The sequence below is a fragment of the Azohydromonas aeria genome, assembly GCF_009760915.1.
In the GTDB taxonomy this organism is placed as follows: domain Bacteria; phylum Pseudomonadota; class Gammaproteobacteria; order Burkholderiales; family Burkholderiaceae_C; genus Azohydromonas; species Azohydromonas aeria.
The window spans coordinates 18,599-36,098 of record NZ_VIDQ01000076.1 but is presented as its reverse complement, the minus strand read 5'-3'; the positions used below and the strand labels follow the sequence as shown (position 1 = coordinate 36,098).

The 17,500-nt window shown below is 65.9% G+C and carries 15 protein-coding genes and 1 pseudogene; 10 read left to right on the top strand and 6 right to left on the bottom strand.

Annotated elements, in window-relative coordinates; all coding sequences use genetic code 11:
• The first annotated feature begins 240 nt into the window (after positions 1–240).
• The 3 genes from FJ694_RS29425 to FJ694_RS29415 are packed head-to-tail and all read left to right on the top strand — an operon-like array spanning position 241 to position 2,284.
• Positions 241–918, top strand: a complete 678-nt coding sequence (locus FJ694_RS29425) for a hypothetical protein (protein ID WP_157271097.1) — start codon at positions 241–243, stop codon at positions 916–918.
• Complete coding sequence (locus FJ694_RS29420; RefSeq protein WP_157271096.1) at positions 915–1,664, top strand: MarR family transcriptional regulator; 750 nt, start codon at positions 915–917, stop codon at positions 1,662–1,664. Before FJ694_RS29425 ends, FJ694_RS29420 begins: the two co-directional genes overlap by 4 nt.
• Entirely contained in the window at positions 1,661–2,284 is a 624-nt protein-coding gene (locus FJ694_RS29415) for an RES family NAD+ phosphorylase (RefSeq protein WP_157271095.1), read from the top strand. The genes FJ694_RS29420 and FJ694_RS29415 overlap by 4 nt, the downstream gene beginning before the upstream one ends.
• Before the next feature lie 167 nt (positions 2,285–2,451).
• Here FJ694_RS29415 and FJ694_RS29410 read toward each other — a convergent pair whose 3' ends face one another.
• Complete coding sequence (locus FJ694_RS29410) at positions 2,452–2,679, bottom strand: SWIB/MDM2 domain-containing protein (RefSeq protein WP_375140268.1); 228 nt, start codon at positions 2,677–2,679, stop codon at positions 2,452–2,454.
• 338 nt (positions 2,680–3,017) lie between these two features.
• Complete coding sequence (locus tag FJ694_RS29405; protein WP_157271093.1) at positions 3,018–3,335, bottom strand: hypothetical protein; 318 nt, start codon at positions 3,333–3,335, stop codon at positions 3,018–3,020.
• A 134-nt stretch (positions 3,336–3,469) separates the two neighbouring features.
• Here FJ694_RS29405 and FJ694_RS29400 point away from each other — a divergent pair, with 134 nt between their 5' ends.
• Entirely contained in the window at positions 3,470–3,829 is a 360-nt protein-coding gene (locus tag FJ694_RS29400; RefSeq protein WP_157271092.1) for a hypothetical protein, read from the top strand.
• 679 nt (positions 3,830–4,508) lie between these two features.
• Here FJ694_RS29400 and FJ694_RS29395 read toward each other — a convergent pair.
• Positions 4,509–6,947: a TOTE conflict system archaeo-eukaryotic primase domain-containing protein gene (locus FJ694_RS29395; protein ID WP_157271091.1), complete on the bottom strand. Its 2,439-nt coding sequence runs from the start codon at positions 6,945–6,947 to the stop codon at positions 4,509–4,511.
• A gap of 176 nt (positions 6,948–7,123) precedes the next feature.
• Between FJ694_RS29395 and FJ694_RS37405 the strand changes: the two are divergent.
• A pseudogene (locus FJ694_RS37405) lies at positions 7,124–7,429 on the top strand (DUF1016 N-terminal domain-containing protein); the annotation flags it as partial.
• A 38-nt stretch (positions 7,430–7,467) separates the two neighbouring features.
• Positions 7,468–8,001: an MFS transporter gene (locus tag FJ694_RS29385; protein WP_232540278.1), complete on the top strand. Its 534-nt coding sequence runs from the start codon at positions 7,468–7,470 to the stop codon at positions 7,999–8,001.
• Positions 8,002–8,044: 43 nt separating this feature from the next.
• Here FJ694_RS29385 and FJ694_RS29380 read toward each other — a convergent pair whose 3' ends face one another.
• Both FJ694_RS29380 and FJ694_RS29375 read right to left on the bottom strand, forming a co-directional pair.
• Positions 8,045–8,257 carry a hypothetical protein gene (locus FJ694_RS29380; RefSeq protein WP_157271089.1) on the bottom strand — a complete coding sequence of 71 codons (213 nt, stop codon included), beginning with the start codon at positions 8,255–8,257 and terminating at the stop codon, positions 8,045–8,047.
• Positions 8,235–8,843, bottom strand: coding sequence for an ATPase (locus FJ694_RS29375; RefSeq protein ID WP_157271088.1), 609 nt, complete (start codon positions 8,841–8,843; stop codon positions 8,235–8,237). Before FJ694_RS29375 ends, FJ694_RS29380 begins: the two co-directional genes overlap by 23 nt.
• 371 nt (positions 8,844–9,214) lie before the next feature.
• Here FJ694_RS29375 and FJ694_RS36865 point away from each other — a divergent pair, with 371 nt between their 5' ends.
• From FJ694_RS36865 to FJ694_RS29360, 4 genes are all read left to right on the top strand, one after another.
• Positions 9,215–9,355, top strand: coding sequence for a hypothetical protein (locus FJ694_RS36865; protein WP_198321063.1), 141 nt, complete (start codon positions 9,215–9,217; stop codon positions 9,353–9,355).
• Entirely contained in the window at positions 9,333–9,617 is a 285-nt protein-coding gene (locus FJ694_RS29370; RefSeq protein ID WP_157271087.1) for a hypothetical protein, read from the top strand. Before FJ694_RS36865 ends, FJ694_RS29370 begins: the two co-directional genes overlap by 23 nt.
• 30 nt (positions 9,618–9,647) lie before the next feature.
• Positions 9,648–10,079, top strand: a complete 432-nt coding sequence (locus tag FJ694_RS29365) for a hypothetical protein (RefSeq protein ID WP_157271086.1) — start codon at positions 9,648–9,650, stop codon at positions 10,077–10,079.
• Positions 10,080–10,367: 288 nt separating this feature from the next.
• Positions 10,368–11,480, top strand: coding sequence for a hypothetical protein (locus FJ694_RS29360; protein WP_157271085.1), 1,113 nt, complete (start codon positions 10,368–10,370; stop codon positions 11,478–11,480).
• Positions 11,481–11,512: 32 nt separating this feature from the next.
• Here FJ694_RS29360 and FJ694_RS29355 read toward each other — a convergent pair whose 3' ends face one another.
• On the bottom strand, positions 11,513–17,080 hold the full coding sequence (locus FJ694_RS29355; protein ID WP_157271084.1) for a site-specific integrase: 5,568 nt from the start codon (positions 17,078–17,080) through the stop codon (positions 11,513–11,515).
• Positions 17,081–17,500: the final 420 nt, after the last annotated feature.

The following is a 17,500-nucleotide window of genomic DNA, read 5'->3' as shown; positions in this document are numbered from 1 at the left end:
ATGCGGACGCCGACCTGGGCGCGCTGCTGCGCCGGGCCGACGCGGCGCTGTACGCGGCCAAGCAGGCCGGCCGCAACCGGCTGTGCGTCAGCGGCGGTGCCGGCATGTGCCCGGACGAACCGGCCGAACCGGCGTGAGCGGGGCGAAAAGCACTTGCGAGGGCGGTTGACCCACCTGTTGACTTGGTTGTCCAAGTTGACAGGCGGACTGTAGAATCACGGTCATGAACAGGACGCAACCATGACCAGCGCTGCCCGGTCCGGGGCTGCACGCGGCGCGGGCGGATCCGGCCGCAGCGAGGTGCGGCACCTCGTCTCCTCGGCGCACCGCACCAGCGACCAGGTGCGGCGCCTGCTGGAGCGGCCCGCCGACGAGATCCTGCAGGCCCTGCAGGACCGCAGCGCGCTGCAGGCCATGGGCGACCTGCAGCAGCAGATCGCCACGCTCATCCACTTCGTGATCTCCGGCGGGCTGGGGTCTGCCAATGACGCTGCCGGGCCGGCGCAAGCGCCGTCCGAGACGGAAGGCTTCGAGGCGCTGGCGCAGCAGGCCGCCGCGCGCGGCCAGCAGCACTTCGCGGCGCTGGTGGAGCAGGGGGAACTGCTCACGCCCACGGAGCTCGCCGCCCGCCTGGGCTGGACTCGCCAGGCGCTGAGCCGGGCGCTGAGCGCGCGGCGCGTGTTCTACGTCGAGCTCGAAGGGCGGCGCTGCTATCCCGCGTTCTTCGCCGACCCGACGTACGAGCGCCGCCAGCTCGAAACCGTGAGCCGGGCCCTGGGCGACCTGCCCGGTGCGACCAAGCTGCGCTTCATGACCTCGGCCAAGGGGTCGCTTGGCGGCCTCACGCCGCTGCAGGCGCTGGCACAGGGACAGGTCGGCGAGGTGCTGCGCACGGCGCAAGGGTTTGCCGAGCGGTGAGCCGGCTGATCCTGCGCGAGCCGCCAGCCGATCTGCACCAGACACCGCTGACGGTTGTCGAGATCCCGGCGTCGAGCCTCTACCGCATCTCGTCCCACGGCACGGGCGAGCCGTACTTCGGCACATCGCAGGCCAACCGGTTCGACGACCCTTCAGCATCACCTGCCGGGCGCTTCGGCACCTGCTACTGCGCCGCCGACGAGATCCTGCAGGCCCTGCAGGACCGCAGCGCGCTGCAGGCCATGGGCGACCTGCAGCAGCAGATCGCCACGCTCATCCACTTCGTGATCTCCGGCGGGCTGGGGTCTGCCAATGACGCTGCCGGGCCGGCGCAAGCGCCGTCCGAGACGGAAGGCTTCGAGGCGCTGGCGCAGCAGGCCGCCGCGCGCGGCCAGCAGCACTTCGCGGCGCTGGTGGAGCAGGGGGAACTGCTCACGCCCACGGAGCTCGCCGCCCGCCTGGGCTGGACTCGCCAGGCGCTGAGCCGGGCGCTGAGCGCGCGGCGCGTGTTCTACGTCGAGCTCGAAGGGCGGCGCTGCTATCCCGCGTTCTTCGCCGACCCGACGTACGAGCGCCGCCAGCTCGAAACCGTGAGCCGGGCCCTGGGCGACCTGCCCGGTGCGACCAAGCTGCGCTTCATGACCTCGGCCAAGGGGTCGCTTGGCGGCCTCACGCCGCTGCAGGCGCTGGCACAGGGACAGGTCGGCGAGGTGCTGCGCACGGCGCAAGGGTTTGCCGAGCGGTGAGCCGGCTGATCCTGCGCGAGCCGCCAGCCGATCTGCACCAGACACCGCTGACGGTTGTCGAGATCCCGGCGTCGAGCCTCTACCGCATCTCGTCCCACGGCACGGGCGAGCCGTACTTCGGCACATCGCAGGCCAACCGGTTCGACGACCCTTCAGCATCACCTGCCGGGCGCTTCGGCACCTGCTACTGCGGCTTCGACCTCACCACCGCCATCGCCGAGACGATCCTGCACGACGAGCTGCCCGCTGCCGGCCGCTTCACCGTGACGGCGCGCGAGTTCAGCAGCCGCTTTCTCGTGCGCTTCGAGGCGCCGCAGGAGAGGGCGACACTGCGACTGGCCGATCTCACGGGCGTGGCGCTCAAGCGGCTGGGCGGCGACGGCTCCATTTCCACGGTGCAGCCTTACGGCTTGCCGCAGCGCTGGGCGGGCGCGATTCATGCACATCCCGAGCAGGTGGACGGGATGCTCTACATGTCGCGACACGTCAACGATCGCAAGGCCGCGGTGATCTTCTCGCGGGCCCGCACCCGCATGGGACGGGCGCTGTACGGGCCGTTAACCGCTGCACCCGGGCTGCTGCATGCGTTGTCCGAGCTGCAGGTGGAGCTTTGCGGCTGAGAGGCGCACGAGCGCAGCTCGAGGGCCGTTGACGACGCCATCATCTTGAAACGGGGCCGGCTGCGGTCTCTGGTGCAGCAAGGACCGTCCTCGGCAACGCGGCTCCACAGCCGGGATCTTCTCCGCCTGCGGTCTTGCTGTACCCGTGCCCGGGCACAGGACCGTGTTCAGGCCAGGTGCTTGCTCACAAGCCCGGTCATCTCGAACATCGTGACTTCGTCCTTGCCCATGACGGCCCTCAAGGCGGCATCGCACAGGATGTTGCGCTTGTTTGCCGGGTTCTGCAGATTGCGCTGCTTGATGTAGTCCCACAGGCGCTTGGTGGCTTCGGTGCGGGGCAGAGGCTGGGCGCCAATGATGGCCGCGAGCTCGGGGCTGGGCGTCAACGCCTTCATGAATGCGCTGCTCTTGGAAGTTTCGGTGTTGGCCACGGGGGTCCTGCTGTTGCAAAAAAGGGGCGCGAGCATACCGGAGAGGAGCCGTTGCGCTCTTTGCCGGTGGCGGCCATGCACCATCAAGTGCCCACGGCATCGCTGCCGGGCGTCAGGAACGAACCCGTACAGCGATCGGCCCGGGCCGGACGGGTCCACTGTCCCGGCCAGACAGGACGCGCGTGATCACGATTGGCATTCGTCACCGGCCACACGCACGGCGGACGCGACACCGGCTTTGCATAAGGCGCCTTATCGCGACCTGTCAAGCGATGAAGGCGTCGCAAGTCATAGCTTGGACATCATTCGGTTGAGGCAGCAACCTCCTCAGCAATGGCTGGCGTGCCGACCAGCGTGAGCATCAATACGAGTTCCTTGCCCAGCATGCAGGTCGACGTGGAGACCTGCACGCCGAGCATGACGTTGGCCTCTGCCGGCGCCAGCGACTCCAGCAACTTCAGCGCTGCCTCGTATTCGTTGCTTCCCTTGCCCATCATTTCGAGCACCTGCCGGCCCACGCTCTTCCCGGCGATCGTGACAGGCTGATTGGCAAGAACCATCGGGAACACGTCCTTGACGACGTATCTTGCCGGCAGCGTGGACGTGGTAATCATCAGCACGGCATCTCCTGATCTGACTGAACGTCATCAATTTGGGCCTGGCTGTCCATCATGCATATCAGCGCAACCTGCACTTGAATTGCCAAGTCGCCATGCTAGCGTGATTGCTTGCTAAACACGGGTGCAATTGCAATATGTCCAACCACCGCACCGACAAGTCCGCGTCCAGTACAGCGGTTGCTGCGCAAAATCCCGCTGTGGACGCGGCACACGGCAAGAAGGGCGCCAAGCCCGCAAGAAAGGGCACCGTTGATACGTCTCATCCGAACGTCTCGCCCGGGCAGTTCCGCAGTGCCGCGCGGAAGGCGAAGCGGCGCAAGAAGCGCGGCCGCAAGCGATCCTGGAGCGACCGCTGGGTCGAAGCTTTCGGCGCAGGCGCGTGCGAGTTCGTCTCCCTGGTGTACAGGCTGGCCCAGGAAAAAGAGCCACTCGACTGGGACTCCCTCTCGGAAGAGGACAAACTGACTTTTTCGTGCAAACGCGAGGCGTCCTGAACTCCGTGCAATTCGCCGCGATACCCCGGGGACCGTTGTTGCCCAGAGTCTTCCTCGAAACTGCACGGCCGACCCATGCGACGACAGCCGCGAGCCAAAAAAAGCGGCATTAAACCGCCTCTTCGACACCCTGGTGCACCAGTCGCTCTCGTATATTCGCAGGGCCTTTCCCTGTGCTTTGCGATGGACGATGGATTCCGGTTTGCAAGACGACGGTATTTCAAGAACTTGTCCTGCAAGCCGTCGTATTGGTTGGCGCTACGCAGCACGGCCGCCATCTCCACCATCGGCTATTTCAAGGCGCCGGTTCGCGCTTGCGCATCAACGATGCTGGCTACCGGGCAAGGCGCTCGCCGCACTGCAGGACAGGAGCGGCCATGAGCAGTTGGGTCCTTGAAGCCGCACGCCATGTTCCGGCCGGTCGGTGTGATGCGAGCATCAACGACCACCGCAAGATGCGGCGCTTGAACCCAGGAGAGGCAACGACGAGGGCCCGGCGTGTCGCCGAAACTTGCGCTGGATCCGGGCCACTGCGAGGAACCCGCGGCTGGCGCGGGGCGCCGGAGAATCGCCTGACCGCTCAACAAGTTGCGTTGGCAACAATCGGCATTATGTGAAGTTTCATAGGCAACAAAACCATAAACAGTGCTGACCTGACGAAGTGCACCACCTGCCTTGTCTACGGAGGTTGCCCCGACGTGCCGTATTCCAGGACAGCTTGCATCGTTCGGTCTGTTGGCAGCGAACCGCTTTCTGTTATTCGGTACCCCATGGCCTTGTAACCTCGCTGGCGCCGGTCCCACATGCGCAGCAGTGCCGGGTGGCCCTCATCCACGAAGTCGATGATCTGCACACTAGCCTTGGCGATGTGCTCGCGGTGAAGCCGGCCCGCGTACTGCTGCAGCGTGCCCTTCCATGACACGGGCATGGCCAGCACCAGGGTGTCCAGGGGCGGATGGTCGAAACCTTCGCCGACCAAGCGGCCAGTGGCCAGCAGCACGCGCGCGGCATCAGGTGGCAGCGCATCGAGTGCATCGAGCAGCGCGCTGCGATCCTTGCGCGAGATGCGCCCGTGCAGCACGAACAGCGGTGCAGCGCAGTCGACCAGCCGCGCCGCCATCGCATCGAGGTGGTCGGTGCGCTCGGTGAGTACCAGCACCTTGCGGCCTTGCTGGCAGGCGGCCTGTACCTCAGCCGCAATCGCGTCGGTGCGCGGCGCATCGCAGGCCACGCGGCGGAATACTTCCTGGATAGCGGCGTCGGCTGCCACGTCAAGACGCGAGGAGAGGTAGCGCGGGATGACCGCGAGGTCCTGCGGCGCTTCGACGGGTCGCTGCGCGGTGTGGCGCACGGGGCCGCACTGCATGAAGAGGACTGGCTGCTGACCGTCGCGGCGGATGGGCGTGGCGGTCAGGCCCAGCACGTACCTGGCCTTGACGTGTCGCAGCAGCGCCTCGAAGGAAGCTGCGCCGACGTGGTGGCACTCGTCGACGATGATATGCCCGTACTGCGCGACGCGCTCGTCAGCCTTTCCCTGGCGGTAGAGCGACTGCATTACCGCAACGTCAATACGCCCGGTGGGTCGGTCCTTGCCGCAGCCGATGACACCGACGCTTTTCCGCTCGACGCCGAGGAAGGCCTGCAATCTTTCCTGCCACTGACGCAGCAACTCGGTGCGGTGCACCAGCACCAGCGTGTTGACGCCGCGTCGCGCGATGAGCGCTGCGGCACTGACCGTCTTGCCGAAGGCCGTGGGGGCGCACAGCACGCCGGTGTCGTGGCGCAGCATGGCCGACACGGCGGCCTCCTGGTCCGGACGCAGCAGCCCGGCAAAGCTGGCGTCGATGGGTGTACCGCCCTGCCGCTCGTCGTGCAGATCGCAGCGGATGCCGTTGTCGCGCAGCAGCGCGAGCACGCCGTCCAGGCAGCCACGCGGCAAGCCGATGTGGCGCGGGAAGTTCTGCGCGCAGCCGATGACGCGGGGCTTGTCCCAGACCGACAGGCGCATGGCCTGTGCCCGGTAGAACTCCGGATTCTGGAACGCGGCCAGGCGGATGAGCCGGTTGGCCAGTGCCTGCGGCAGCGCTGCCTTCTCCACGTAGATCTGGTTGGCCAGGGTGAGGGTCAGCGCTTCGGGCATGGGGCCGGCGAGCCGGCCGCCAGGAGCCGGACGCTGCCACGGCGTGGCCAGATCCTCGTCCTCGATGAACGTGACGTCCAATGGGTGCGCTCCGCCGGTGGCGCGCAGGATCACGGGCTCGATGTCGAGCGGTGCCATCCGCTCGACGCAGGCAAGAAAGGCCCACTGATCGACATGCGGGCGCAGCTCGTCGTCCGCGAAGACGCTGCAGCCGTGCTCGCGGCAAAACTTCTGCAGTGGCAGGGCGATCAGGTTGCCGAAGCCGCCCTTGGGCAGCGTGTCCTGGTTGGGGAAGAGCCGGTCGTAGGAGCTCAGCTGCAACTGGTGTGTGCGGCTGCAGGCATGGCTGATGAGTGCGGTGCCCAGGCGCCGGGCATCGCGGGCGGCGACCCTGCCGGCGAAGAACACCCACGCGTGCGCGCCCTGCCCCGAGCGCGAAATCTCCAGCGCCGCCGGCACGCCGAGCTCCCGGCAGGAGCCCACGAAGGCACGGGCGTCCTCGCGCCACTCGGCCTCGTCGAAGTCCACGGCTAGGAAGTGGCAGCTGTCGTCTTGCAGCAGCGGATACACGCCGATGGTGTGGCGGCCGGCCAGGTGGTCGTGGACAACGGCGTCGTCGAGCGGCAGCAACTGTCGATGGGCACAGTCGGCGCACTTGATGGTCGGCTTGGCGCACACGCCGGGCCGCCACTCGTTGGCACAGGCCGGGGTGTAGCCCGAGCGGTCGCCGGCGCGGTTTTCCCAGCGCACCGGGTAGACGTCGGTGCGGCCGCGAAAGAGCTGGCGGAACAGTGCCACCTTCCCGGCCGTGGACAGCCGCGCTGGCGCAGGCTCCTGCAGCGGCGCTGCCGGTGCCGGCAGGGGCACCGAGGGCCGGCGCCAATCGATCCCGTGCTGCTCCAGCAGCGCCACCAGCCGGGCGTTCTCGGTTTTCAGTGCGGCGATGAGGTCCCGCTCGGGCTGGGAGGCGTTGGCCATGCTGGGGATTGTCTCGCCAGAGTCGAGGTGATCCAGCCATTCGACCCGCCGCGGACTGCCCGGCTGAAGCCGGCTGTCGCAGCGTCCAGCCAGACGAAGGAGGGGATCGGCGTTCCGCCAGAATCGACGGCAATGAAGAAGGATTCCACCAAGACGCGCTGCCACAGGCACTGCCGGTGGGCTATGCCGACTGGCTCGCTGCCCTGAAGGCCGAGATTGCCCACGTGCGCCAGCGCACGGTGCTGGCGGTCAACGCCAAACTGGGGCAGTTCTACGGCCGCATCGGGCGCGAAATCCTGGCGCGGCAGCACGCGCAGGGCTGGAGAGCCAAGGTGATCGACCGCCTGGCGCGCGACATCCGGGATGCATTCCCCGACATGCGCGGCTGGTCCGGCAGCAACCTCAAGTACATGCGCTTCTTCGCGCAGCACTGCCCGGATGGCCGATTCGGTCAGCAGCCTGCTGACCAATTGCCCTGGTTTCACGTCGTGACGCTACTGACCAAGCTGAAGGAGCCGGCGTGGCGCGAGTGGTGGTCGCGGCCTCGTCGGTGGGCGCGGCTTTCATGGCCTTCGGCCCGACGCTGGCGCGTGAGGTCGTGCCCAGGCTGGGCACGGGAGGCGCCGGGCTCATTGCCGCGCTGTTTCAGGTCGTGGCCGGGTGCAGCCAGATGACAGCCTCTCGCTTTGTGCAGCGCACGACCGTGCAAGCCGGTTTCGTCTTGCTGGTCGTGTCCCTGGCCGGATGCCTGGTCACCCTGGCGATGGGCTCGGCATGGAGCCTGGGACTGGCCGCCATCGCCGACGGCATGGGCTACGGGGCGGGCTTCATTGGATCCTCCAGCGCCGTGACGGAGCTCGCACCGCCGCAGCGCCGTGCACAGTTGGCCTCGACCTACCTGATGGCGGGCTACCTGGGGTCCGCCGTTTCCACCATAGGGCTTGGGGCACTGATGGATGCCCTGAAAGTGCAAGGCGCCATGTCGGTGTTCGCAGCCCTTCTGCTCGCAAGCGTCGTGCTGATCATGGTCAGCATCCGGCGGCTGCCGAAGTAAGTCTGGCAAGGAAAGCCCGGCGTAGTCCAGCCGCTTTGACTGGTCAGCTGGTGTGATCGCTGCCCTTGTCCTGCCGTGGCGTGTTCACCGCGGACGAGCCAGGCGTCACGCTGGCGTCGCTGACCAAGCGGCCGTTGAGCGAATACCAGTTGGGAATGCCCAGCGCGCGGTTGCGGGCCTGTGCCTCGCGCACGGCTTGGTTGCCAATGCGCATGATGCCGGCGGACCAGCGTTCAGCCTTCTTCGGATGGGTCATGTTTCGGTGTAGGAAGGAGGGCCTGGAAAGCGGTCCACATCTGTTCGTCGTATACCTGCCACTGGCCGTCCTGCGTCTCAGCGACGACGAGGAAGGATTCTCCGCCATTGAACACCACCATGCTTTGGTGAGCCAGCGGGCGGTACTGGTGCCAGAACACCGGAGCAGCCCGTAGGAAACGGCGGCGTACGTCTTCTTCCGGCACGTCGTGGCCGCCCTGCGCAACCCGTTCAGCGATGCGGCGCAGGCACAGCTCGGCGCTGTCGAGGAAGACGAAGACCAGCGTGACCTCGTAGCCGCGCTCGCGTGCCTTAGCGATGCTGCGGGCAAGGCTCGCGCCGGAGAGCGTTGATTCGATCACCAGTGACTCGCTGGCCTGCAGTGCAGCGCCGAGCCTCTTGCTGAACTCACGTCCGGCGGCCACGCGTGCACGGGCTGGGTCCAAGGGCGACAGCTGCAGGGCAATGTCGTCAGCGCCCAGGTAGGGCAGCCCTTCGCTGCGGGCGTAGAGGCGGGCAAAGGTGGTCTTGCCAGCGCCGTTGGGGCCGCCGACGAGGACCAGCCGTGGCGACGGTGAATGGCTCATGGCGGAATTCTCGATGTTTGCCCAAGGGGCCGGGCCGTTGACCAGGATCTCAGTGCAGCCAGCGAACAGGCAACGAAAGCACATCCGCAACATACCCGAAGACTACAAACCACCCACCGACCAACTCCCCTCCCCTGCCTCCCCCTTCTCCCCCCTTCAACGCGGCCAGAACAGGCGGTGCAGTCGAGAAAAACAGGCTGGGCAGGGATAGCCTGATGGTGAGACTCGGGTATGTTGCTTCGGAGTTGGCGCTGGCGTTTTCTTTGTCTGTGAGCCGCGTGTGTGTTCCGTCCATGCCCAACCGGCCTGCGGGCCCGCCGAATATTTGCACGCCCCCTGCGTGGTGGACTTCGCCGGCACAATGCCGTGGGTTGAAGACGGCGTTCCAGGACCCCTACCGCGCCACGGTGCAGCTGGGCGGGACCGACCCTAACAAGCTGCACGACCCCAAGGCCGACCTCGACGCGCAGCAGGTCGAGGATATCGGTGGTGCTGTCCGTGCGAGGCGCTGAGCACGAGCGGCTTGACCCGATGCTCGACGCATGCATGGCGGCGCACCAGGAACGCCTGGACGAGGACCGGCAGGTCGAATTCAAGAGCAAGGCCAAGGCTTTCGTGCGCAGCTACGGCTTCCTGGGCGCGATCCTGAGCTACAGGCACCCGGCCCGGGAGAAGCTGTCCAGGTTCCTCAACTTCCTGATCCCGAAGCTGCCCGCGCTGAAAAAGGAAGACCTGTCCAAGGACGTGCTCGAAGCCATCGACAAGGACAGCTAACGGTCCGGGGTCGAGGCGGAGCTGTCTAACATGGATTTGGCCGACGAGGACGGCACGGTCGAGCCCGCGTACCAAGTCGCTGGCGGTACGGGCTTGGTGCCCGAAATCGAGCGGTTGCCCGTGATCGTCAAGACCTTCAACACCCTGTTCGGCAACATCGAGTGGAAGGACACCGACAAGATCCAGCAAGTCATTGCCGAGGAAATCCAGGCGCGCTTGGCCCGAAACAAAGCTTACCTCAACGCGCAACGCGACTCCGACCGGCAGAGCGCTCGGCGGGGGCATGACCGGGCCCTGGGTCGCGTCGTGCTGGACCTGCTGTCCGACCTCACCGAGCTGTTCAAGCTGTTCAGCGGTAGCCCCGGCTTCAAGCGCCGGCTATCGGACATGGTGTTCGACTCGACCTACTGGCCGCCAGGCGCGTCGTCCTCACCGCCGGCGCAGGCGCAGGCGGGCCTGTAGCCATTCACGGACCCGGACATTTGCGCAAGGCAGCTGGCGTATGCGGTGCAGGACAGCATGCCATTTGCACCATCGCATTCCATTGGCATATGGACCGCAGCACGGGCAGGGACATTGCCGCAAGCTTGCGCTGCTGGCCCTGATGGATGTAGCGTCACTCGCCCGGTTAATGGTTGAAGCCTTGAAAACTCACATTTCACCCATGAAATCCTCGAGTTAAGGCATCGGAGAAAATCTCCTGCTCACAATCCCAAGGCAACGGCTCAAAGCTTCAGGCAAAGGAATTAAATGAGCAGTGATTTCACCGACCCGAGCCCATTCAGCAACGCCTCAACGTCGAATCTGGCCGCGAACGAATCCGCGCCATCGATGGGCCGTTATCTGTCACCTGATACTTCAGAAGCAGACCAAAGATTCGGTGCCACAGACCATTTGCTCAGCAGCATCGTCATCGGCATGACTTTCAAGCTTGGACCTGCCGCGCTGTTCGAGACGAAATCCGGTTGCGCCGTCGAAATACATGCGATTCGGGACTATATTTCGATAGGTTGCGAAAACATTACAGGCGTGCGGCATAAAATCGCAAAGCGGGCACAAATCAATGTCGAATCCATGCCGATTGTCGCATTGCACAACGATAACGAGTTGAGCGTTGCGGTCCTCCTGCCCCGCCACATGGCCATGTCGGACCTGCTTGAAAGGGCTGGCGACATCATCAACGACACTATCAGGCAGTGGACCAGTGGCATCAACGCTGCAGCACACGGGCTCAGCAATATTGCGCACGGCAGCGCGGAATCCCAGGCAGTAGAAAGCCCCCATGAAGCCGCCGCCACGGCGGTGTCCACTGGTGCCAACGCCACGGAACCCGAGCGAAATGCCATTCCGCCCGACAGTTGCGCCGAGCGTATTCATCGCAGCTTGGTCAAGCGAAACGGTATCCAGGATGTCAGCCTCAACTTCGTTGCTGGGGGCCGCATGGCCCAGTCCCCGCCGGACACGGTGAAGGCCGGGAGCAGGATTGCCGGCAAGCAGGTGCACTACAGGCTTTCGGAGCCGCTTGAGATCACGGCTCGCATCACCCGCATCGTGTCCGCGCACCAGTGTGAGTTGCGCGAAGAAGGCAGCTCGCGAAATGTCATTGCGGCATTCAGCTCCTACGAGCAATTGGGCATGATGCTGAAGTTTCTGCCTGGTTTTCCGGCCGTCAGGCTGATGGTCAAGAAATACGTATGCGATACGCCCGACACACAGGTGAAGCCCGCATTCATGATCGAGGCCCTGCTGGGTCTCACGCCACAGTGGCAGGATTATGGAGAATTCATCAACGATTATGAGGCTTGCCTGGACACATTGAAGAAGATGATGGACAGGGACGCCCCTTCACTGCCCGGCTCCTGAATCCGCAGGCTTTCGACAATGGCAGTATTGCATCAATGAAAGGCATTCATTGCTGAAGCGGCTTGCGCCAGTGTCTGCTGTGCGCGCCATGCGACGGCGGCAACCGCAAGAATCCGGGCGTATGTCCTGGCGGAGCGCACAGGAGCTGCCTGATCCCGTTTCACCGTCAATCCCACCCGGTCCCCGGGCCGCAGCCAATTGTGCGAACTGTCCCGTGCACCGGCAACCCGACCATGAACCTCGACCATCAGGCCTAATTGCCTCGCTCGCTCTGCCAATTCGAAGACGTTTTCGCTTTCAATTCCTTGAGCCGACGCCTTTGCCGTTGGGCGGATTGATGATGCCCCACGCCCTGAGGTTTTCGCTGGCACCAGCAATACGAGCGATCTGCTGTTTCCAAGGATGTGCCCAGCCAGATCGACGGCTTGCTCCAACGCACCGATGGTCTCGATGACCAGCATGCGGGCGGCGGGCACCAGGCAGCGTTCGATCAGGCCGGCAAATTCCTCGCACCGCTCTTTTGGAGCCGGTTGCAGCCGCTGCAAGGCCTGCTGGACCTGGTAGCGCTCGTGTTCCGGGTATTCCGAAGTCGTGGCTTCGACCCATCGCTGATCCGGTGGCGTCCTGCTGGTCCTGTGCTTGTCCGTCAGGGACGCAGCCGCGCGCAGTACGTGCTCGATCCAGGGTTCGGTGACATGCAGACGCTCCGCAAGGCCGTCCACGCGTCCGAAGCGCCGCCAGTGCTCGATGATGGCGTCGGCCGAGTGGAAGGCGTCGCCCTGGGGCAGCAAGGCCAATGGCGGCAAGGTGAGTGGAAGCGAAACCCGCGGGCCGCTGCCCAGGACATCGATCCGGGACCACAGCTTCCTGGCGAGTTCCAGCGGCGGCTGCCGGTTCGAGGACGGTTCGATGTCGCCAGCGGCGCGGGAGCGCTGGAGCGCCCGCTGCAGCGTCCTCAGGCTGGTACCCGTGGCGAAAGCGAAACCCTCGGCACCGTCCAGTTCAGCGGCCTCGGGCCAGAGCGTCGTTTCGCACCAGTGGCGCAGCAGCAGGTGCCCGCCATGGAAATAGCTCTGCAGCGTGGTGGCCGGCGACGCGTGTCCCATCAAGGACGCGACCGCCCACACGAAACGCCGGGACGGCCGTTCCTCCGATGTCAGCTCGTGCAGCGTGCCGGCGGCATTGCTGCCTTCGGCGTCCGGCGTCGCCGGCATGGCTGCCCGCACCTGCAGGCCACGGCCCAGGAGCCGTGTCGCGTAGGCATGCCGGCAGTGATGAATGCGCACCGACGGATCGCCACTGGCGCTGCGCAATGCCTGCACGATCCTGAGCGTGATCAGCCGACGCGGGAACAGATCGGCGCGGTCCTGGCCCGCGCTGCCGGCTGAAAACAGCGGCTGCACCTCCTGCGGGCCGGCATGGTGCTGGACGTGCAGCACCCAGTTGCTGAGCGCCTCGTGTTCCTGGTCGCCGAGGCTTTCGATCTGCACGACGCAGCGCCGGGCGCTTTCGGTCTTCAGCGCGCGGTAGCGGTTGGCCCGCACCAGCACGCGCCAGCGTCCACGGTCCGCGTCGAACACGACGTCCCCGGCGCGCAGCCCCAGGCACTCGGCAATGCGCAGCCCGAAGCGAAACAGCAGCACCAGGACGGCAGCCTGCATGGCCCTCACGCGTGCCGGCATGGCCCCGTCCGCCCGCAGCATCGCCAGCGCCCGGAAGTATTCGTGCTCGTGCACCAGGTTGGCGTCGACGCGCGCCAGGCCTTGCTGCGTCGCCTGCTGCAGCGCATGCCAGTTGATTTCGCACACACCATGGTGGACTACGAGGTGGCGGTGCAGGCTGCGCATCGGCGCGTACAGGTGCTGTCGGCTCTCGACCTCGGCGTCCTCGGCGATCTGCAGGTACAGCCCTTCGAGCTCATCGGCCGACAGGGCCGCCGGATCGATGGCCCCGAACTCCTCGATGGCACGCAGCGCCCATGACGACCAATAATTGCGCAGCGTCTTCGGCGCATAGTCGCGTCCGCCCTTCTGGCCCAGCTTGGCCAGGCGGTACATCCACTGCGCTGCCAGGCCGCACATGGGCGGCAGCGCAGGTGAGTGCAGCAGGTCGGCGGATTGCGCCTCAATGGCCTCGGTGAACCGCCGCATCGGGCGCAGCTCGCGGCCGGCGGACGGGCTTCCACCCGGGACCGCGCCACGGCGCTCCTGCACCCGGGCACGCGCCGCGGCCGAGCGGTCCATCAGCCGCAGCGCCAGCGACATGCGCTCGCGAAACAGCGCCTCGTCGCGAAGCCGGCCCGCCCTCTTCATGGGCAGCGCGGCGCCCTCCTCTTCCGGTTCGTCTTCCGGCGTGGCGCGGCCGCCACCCCAGGCGTCCACCGCAGCCTGTGTGGGCGGCAGGCCGCCCGCGCGCTCCAGGCAGGCGCCTTCCGGCGAGACGCTGCCGTGCGCGCCGCCGGCAAAGCCCAGCACCAGGCCCGGCGCATCGGCCGCCGTGCCCGCCAGCACGCGTGCCAACAGCGCGTCGAAGCCAGAAAGCGGCGCCATGCCGCAACCCTGCCAGTCCAGCGTGTTGGCCAGCCGCGTCACGGACGCCAGGCTGCAGCTCCTCCAGGCCGCGGCATCCACACCGGCCACCATCTCCGCGAAGACCCGGCGCACTGGATAAAGCCGGGAGTTTCCGCTGGGCAGTCCGGCGCGCACCCACGCCAAGCCGGCGTCATCGAGAAAGACCTCCAGTCGGGTGTGGCCCTTGTTCCACCCGCGCCAGACCTCGGGATCCACGAGCAGCGAGTCCACGACCAGCGTCAACACCAGGGCCTCAAGATGCGGCGCGGGCCCCGACGAGCGCGCCGCACGCCAGGCCTTGATCTCCGCGGCCCAGAACGCGTGCAAGGCCTTGCGAAAGCGACGCAGCCACCGGGCGCAGGCCAGCCCATGCGGAGGGCACTGGTGGCCCAGGTCGCGAATGCTCAAGGTGATGGCGGGCAGTTCCAGGTCCAGGCCGTCATCCGTGGTCTGGAGCGCCAGCAACGCATCGCGCATTGCTTCGAGCCGTTCGCTGGCCCAGTAGCTGCGCTGATTGCCCGAAGCCTCCCGCGCACGGGCGAACAGCCGGGCAACGTCGTCCTGCGTGATGTCGTCGGGTGGCCGCCCGGCCAGTTGCTCCGTGATCCAGGCGTCCACCTCGGCCTGGATCTTCTGCCGCCGCTGGCGCCGCATCTGCTCGCGTTGTTCATGCCCGAAGGACATCGCGGGCAGCTTCGTGGCCGGGCGCGGTGGGTGGTTCGGGCTTCCCGGCGCCAAGAAGCCCGGGATGGAGCGCAGTCCCAGCAGCGCCACGAGCTCGTCGAGCCGCTGCCTCACGTCGCCGAACAGCGCCTCGAAAGGCACGGGCGACAGCAGCGAGAGGTTGTGCGTGCCCAGGTCGTGGTGTCCCAGCAGGCTGCTGACGGCCTGGTCGCTGGCGCCCTGCTCCAGCAGCCAGGTCGAGATGAAATGCCGTCCCAGATTCAGCGGCAGCGTCCACACCCCGGCCGCGGCCTGCGCCAGCCGCGCCGGCGTCACTGGCACGATGCCGTGCTGCTCATCGAGCAGGAAGCGAAACGGCGCGCTGCGCTGCCCGGGCTGCTCCAGCATCGAGCGCAGCCGAGCCGCCGTCTGCGGTGCCGTGGCGTCGAGTTCAACGGCCAGGCGGCGCACATACCTGATGTGCTCCTCGCACTGCAGCACCGCCAGTGCCGGCAGCGGCACGACGCGGTGCGCCCGCGTGTCGCCCTGCTGCTTGTCGGCGATGACGATGCGGCGCGTACGCAGGTCCAGCAGCTCCAGCGATTCGACGGGGTCCGACACCACGCGGTGCAGCGTCTGGAACATCAGCAGCAGCACCTCATGGCATTCGCGAGCGTTGTGGCGCTCGTGCAGCGGCCGCCCGGCATCTCCAGCCACCGCCTCGCACTGGGCCGTGAAGGATGCCCATTGCGCCCTGACGGCATCAACATGGGGATCGAGGCGGCTGCCCACCCAGCCGGTATCGCCTGTTCCGGCTGCCGTATCCGGCACTGACCATCCGGCCCTCAGCAAGGTGCCGCGGTGCAGCGCCGACAGTTCGGCTGACGGGTACGCGCGGTAATAGGCAGCAGGACAAGGATGACCCGATTCCGTGTCGCAGAGCAGATGCAGCGGCACGTGGTCCCGCCGCGCCTGGTACAGGGCGTTGGACAGCCAGGTTTCCACCCGGCCCAGCGTCTGCAGCCCGCGGGTGCGCCCGCGCAAGCCCGCGAGCCACTCCCGGACGTCGGCTTCCACCGTCTCGCGCGGCAGTTTCAGCGCCTGCCCCAGCGTTCCCTTGGCATCCCGTGGCAGTTGACGCTCCAGCCAGTGCGCCACCTCGCCGGGAAGCGCCAACCGGACATGCGTGGCCTCGGAACGCATGAGCGCCAGCTGCCGCGCGTCGGGAGTCCAGGCATCCGGTGGCGTGGGCACCCGGTGCACGAGCGTGTCGCAGCCGTCGAGCCAGGACGCATCCAGAGACGGTTCCAGCGACAACGCCAAGGCTTGGTCCAGCAATCGTCCGGTCACGTGCGCCAGAGCCAGCAAACCCACGGCCACTGGAGTTTCACCGATTTCCGCGGTGAATGCCGATTTCAATTCGGCTACCAATACCGAGTGGTCTGCGGGCGACAGTTGCTCGTTGACCCACACCAGGTGTTGATTTTCCAGGGCGGAGCGAAAACCCGTCCTGGCGCGACGCGCCTCTGCACTAGCCCGAGTTTCCAAGGTCCGTGCAGGATCGGGCAAGGCACGGGGCTCTGGATACGGCGCTTCCGGGGCTTGTCGCGATGGGAGGAGGAATTCCGTCTCGCCATTGCCGCCAGCGGCGACATCACTGTCGCCATCGGTGTCCACATTGAAGTCAATCCGGACAGGTGCGGGCGCAGGGTCGGCAAACTCACGCGTCGCCGGCTGGCGTGCTGGGGAGATTTCCGGATCCTGCAATACCGGCCTGACCTTGGCAGCAGGCTCCAACAGCAGGTCGCACCACTGCCCCAAATTCCGCAGCCATTTTACCTTGTCCTTGTGCAAACCCGCCGTATCGCGCAGGCATGTGCTGACATGGCTTCGGCAGTGCTGCAGCGCTTCCTGCAAGCTGAACTCATTCTTCAGCCGTGGCGGCATGATCGCCTTCCACGTGCCGCTGGGCTTGGCCGACAGCCTGACGCCGTCCGCGAGATGGGCCAGCAGCCGTGTTTCCTGCCGGCCCAAGACGTATCCTGACAGCAGCACGGCTTTCAGCATGGGCATGCTGTCGTGCAACTGCATGGCCATGGGCAAGGTCAGCAGCGGAGCCAGCTCGTATTCGGGCGCCTCTCCGGTTCTCTTTGCCGATCGATGTTCCGTCAACCCGATACCGAGATTTTCATGGCATTTCAGGCCGAACCACTGGTCGATGAGCTTGAAAGTGCTGCCGCTGTGCAGGAGCGCATCCGCATAGCTTCTGGGCAAGGGCGGCAGTACCAAGTCAAGCAGCCGCTGCGAGCGTGCATGCGGTTGCAGGGCTTGGTTCTGCCCACTGGCGGCTTGCAATTCATGGGACATCGCGTGGCGACAAGCCTCTCTGACAGTGCGGCTGCTTCAACATCCAGCTCAGCACACAAGTGAATGTGACGCCGATTTTTTGTTGTCTATCAGCTACTTGTGCGTGTAGTGGGGTTAAAAACACGCTTCGAAGCTGTGTTAGTACATCACGATTTTTGACGTTTTGCCATGAGAACCCATCATCGAATGGGAAATGCTCCAACAGGTATGTTGCAACTGCTTTTCCTCCGAGCTTCAAAAGGATGCCTGCTGCAGCGGCACCATGACCGCGCTGACGTTCTGCAGGGCTTCTTGTCATGAGCGACAACCGGATTACCCGTCGATAATGCGGTTGCAGGTCGGTGCCGCATCTTTGGCGTAAGGGCGGCAGCCTTTTCACACATCTCTCCCATGAGCATTTGTGTCCTTATTGCGGCACGA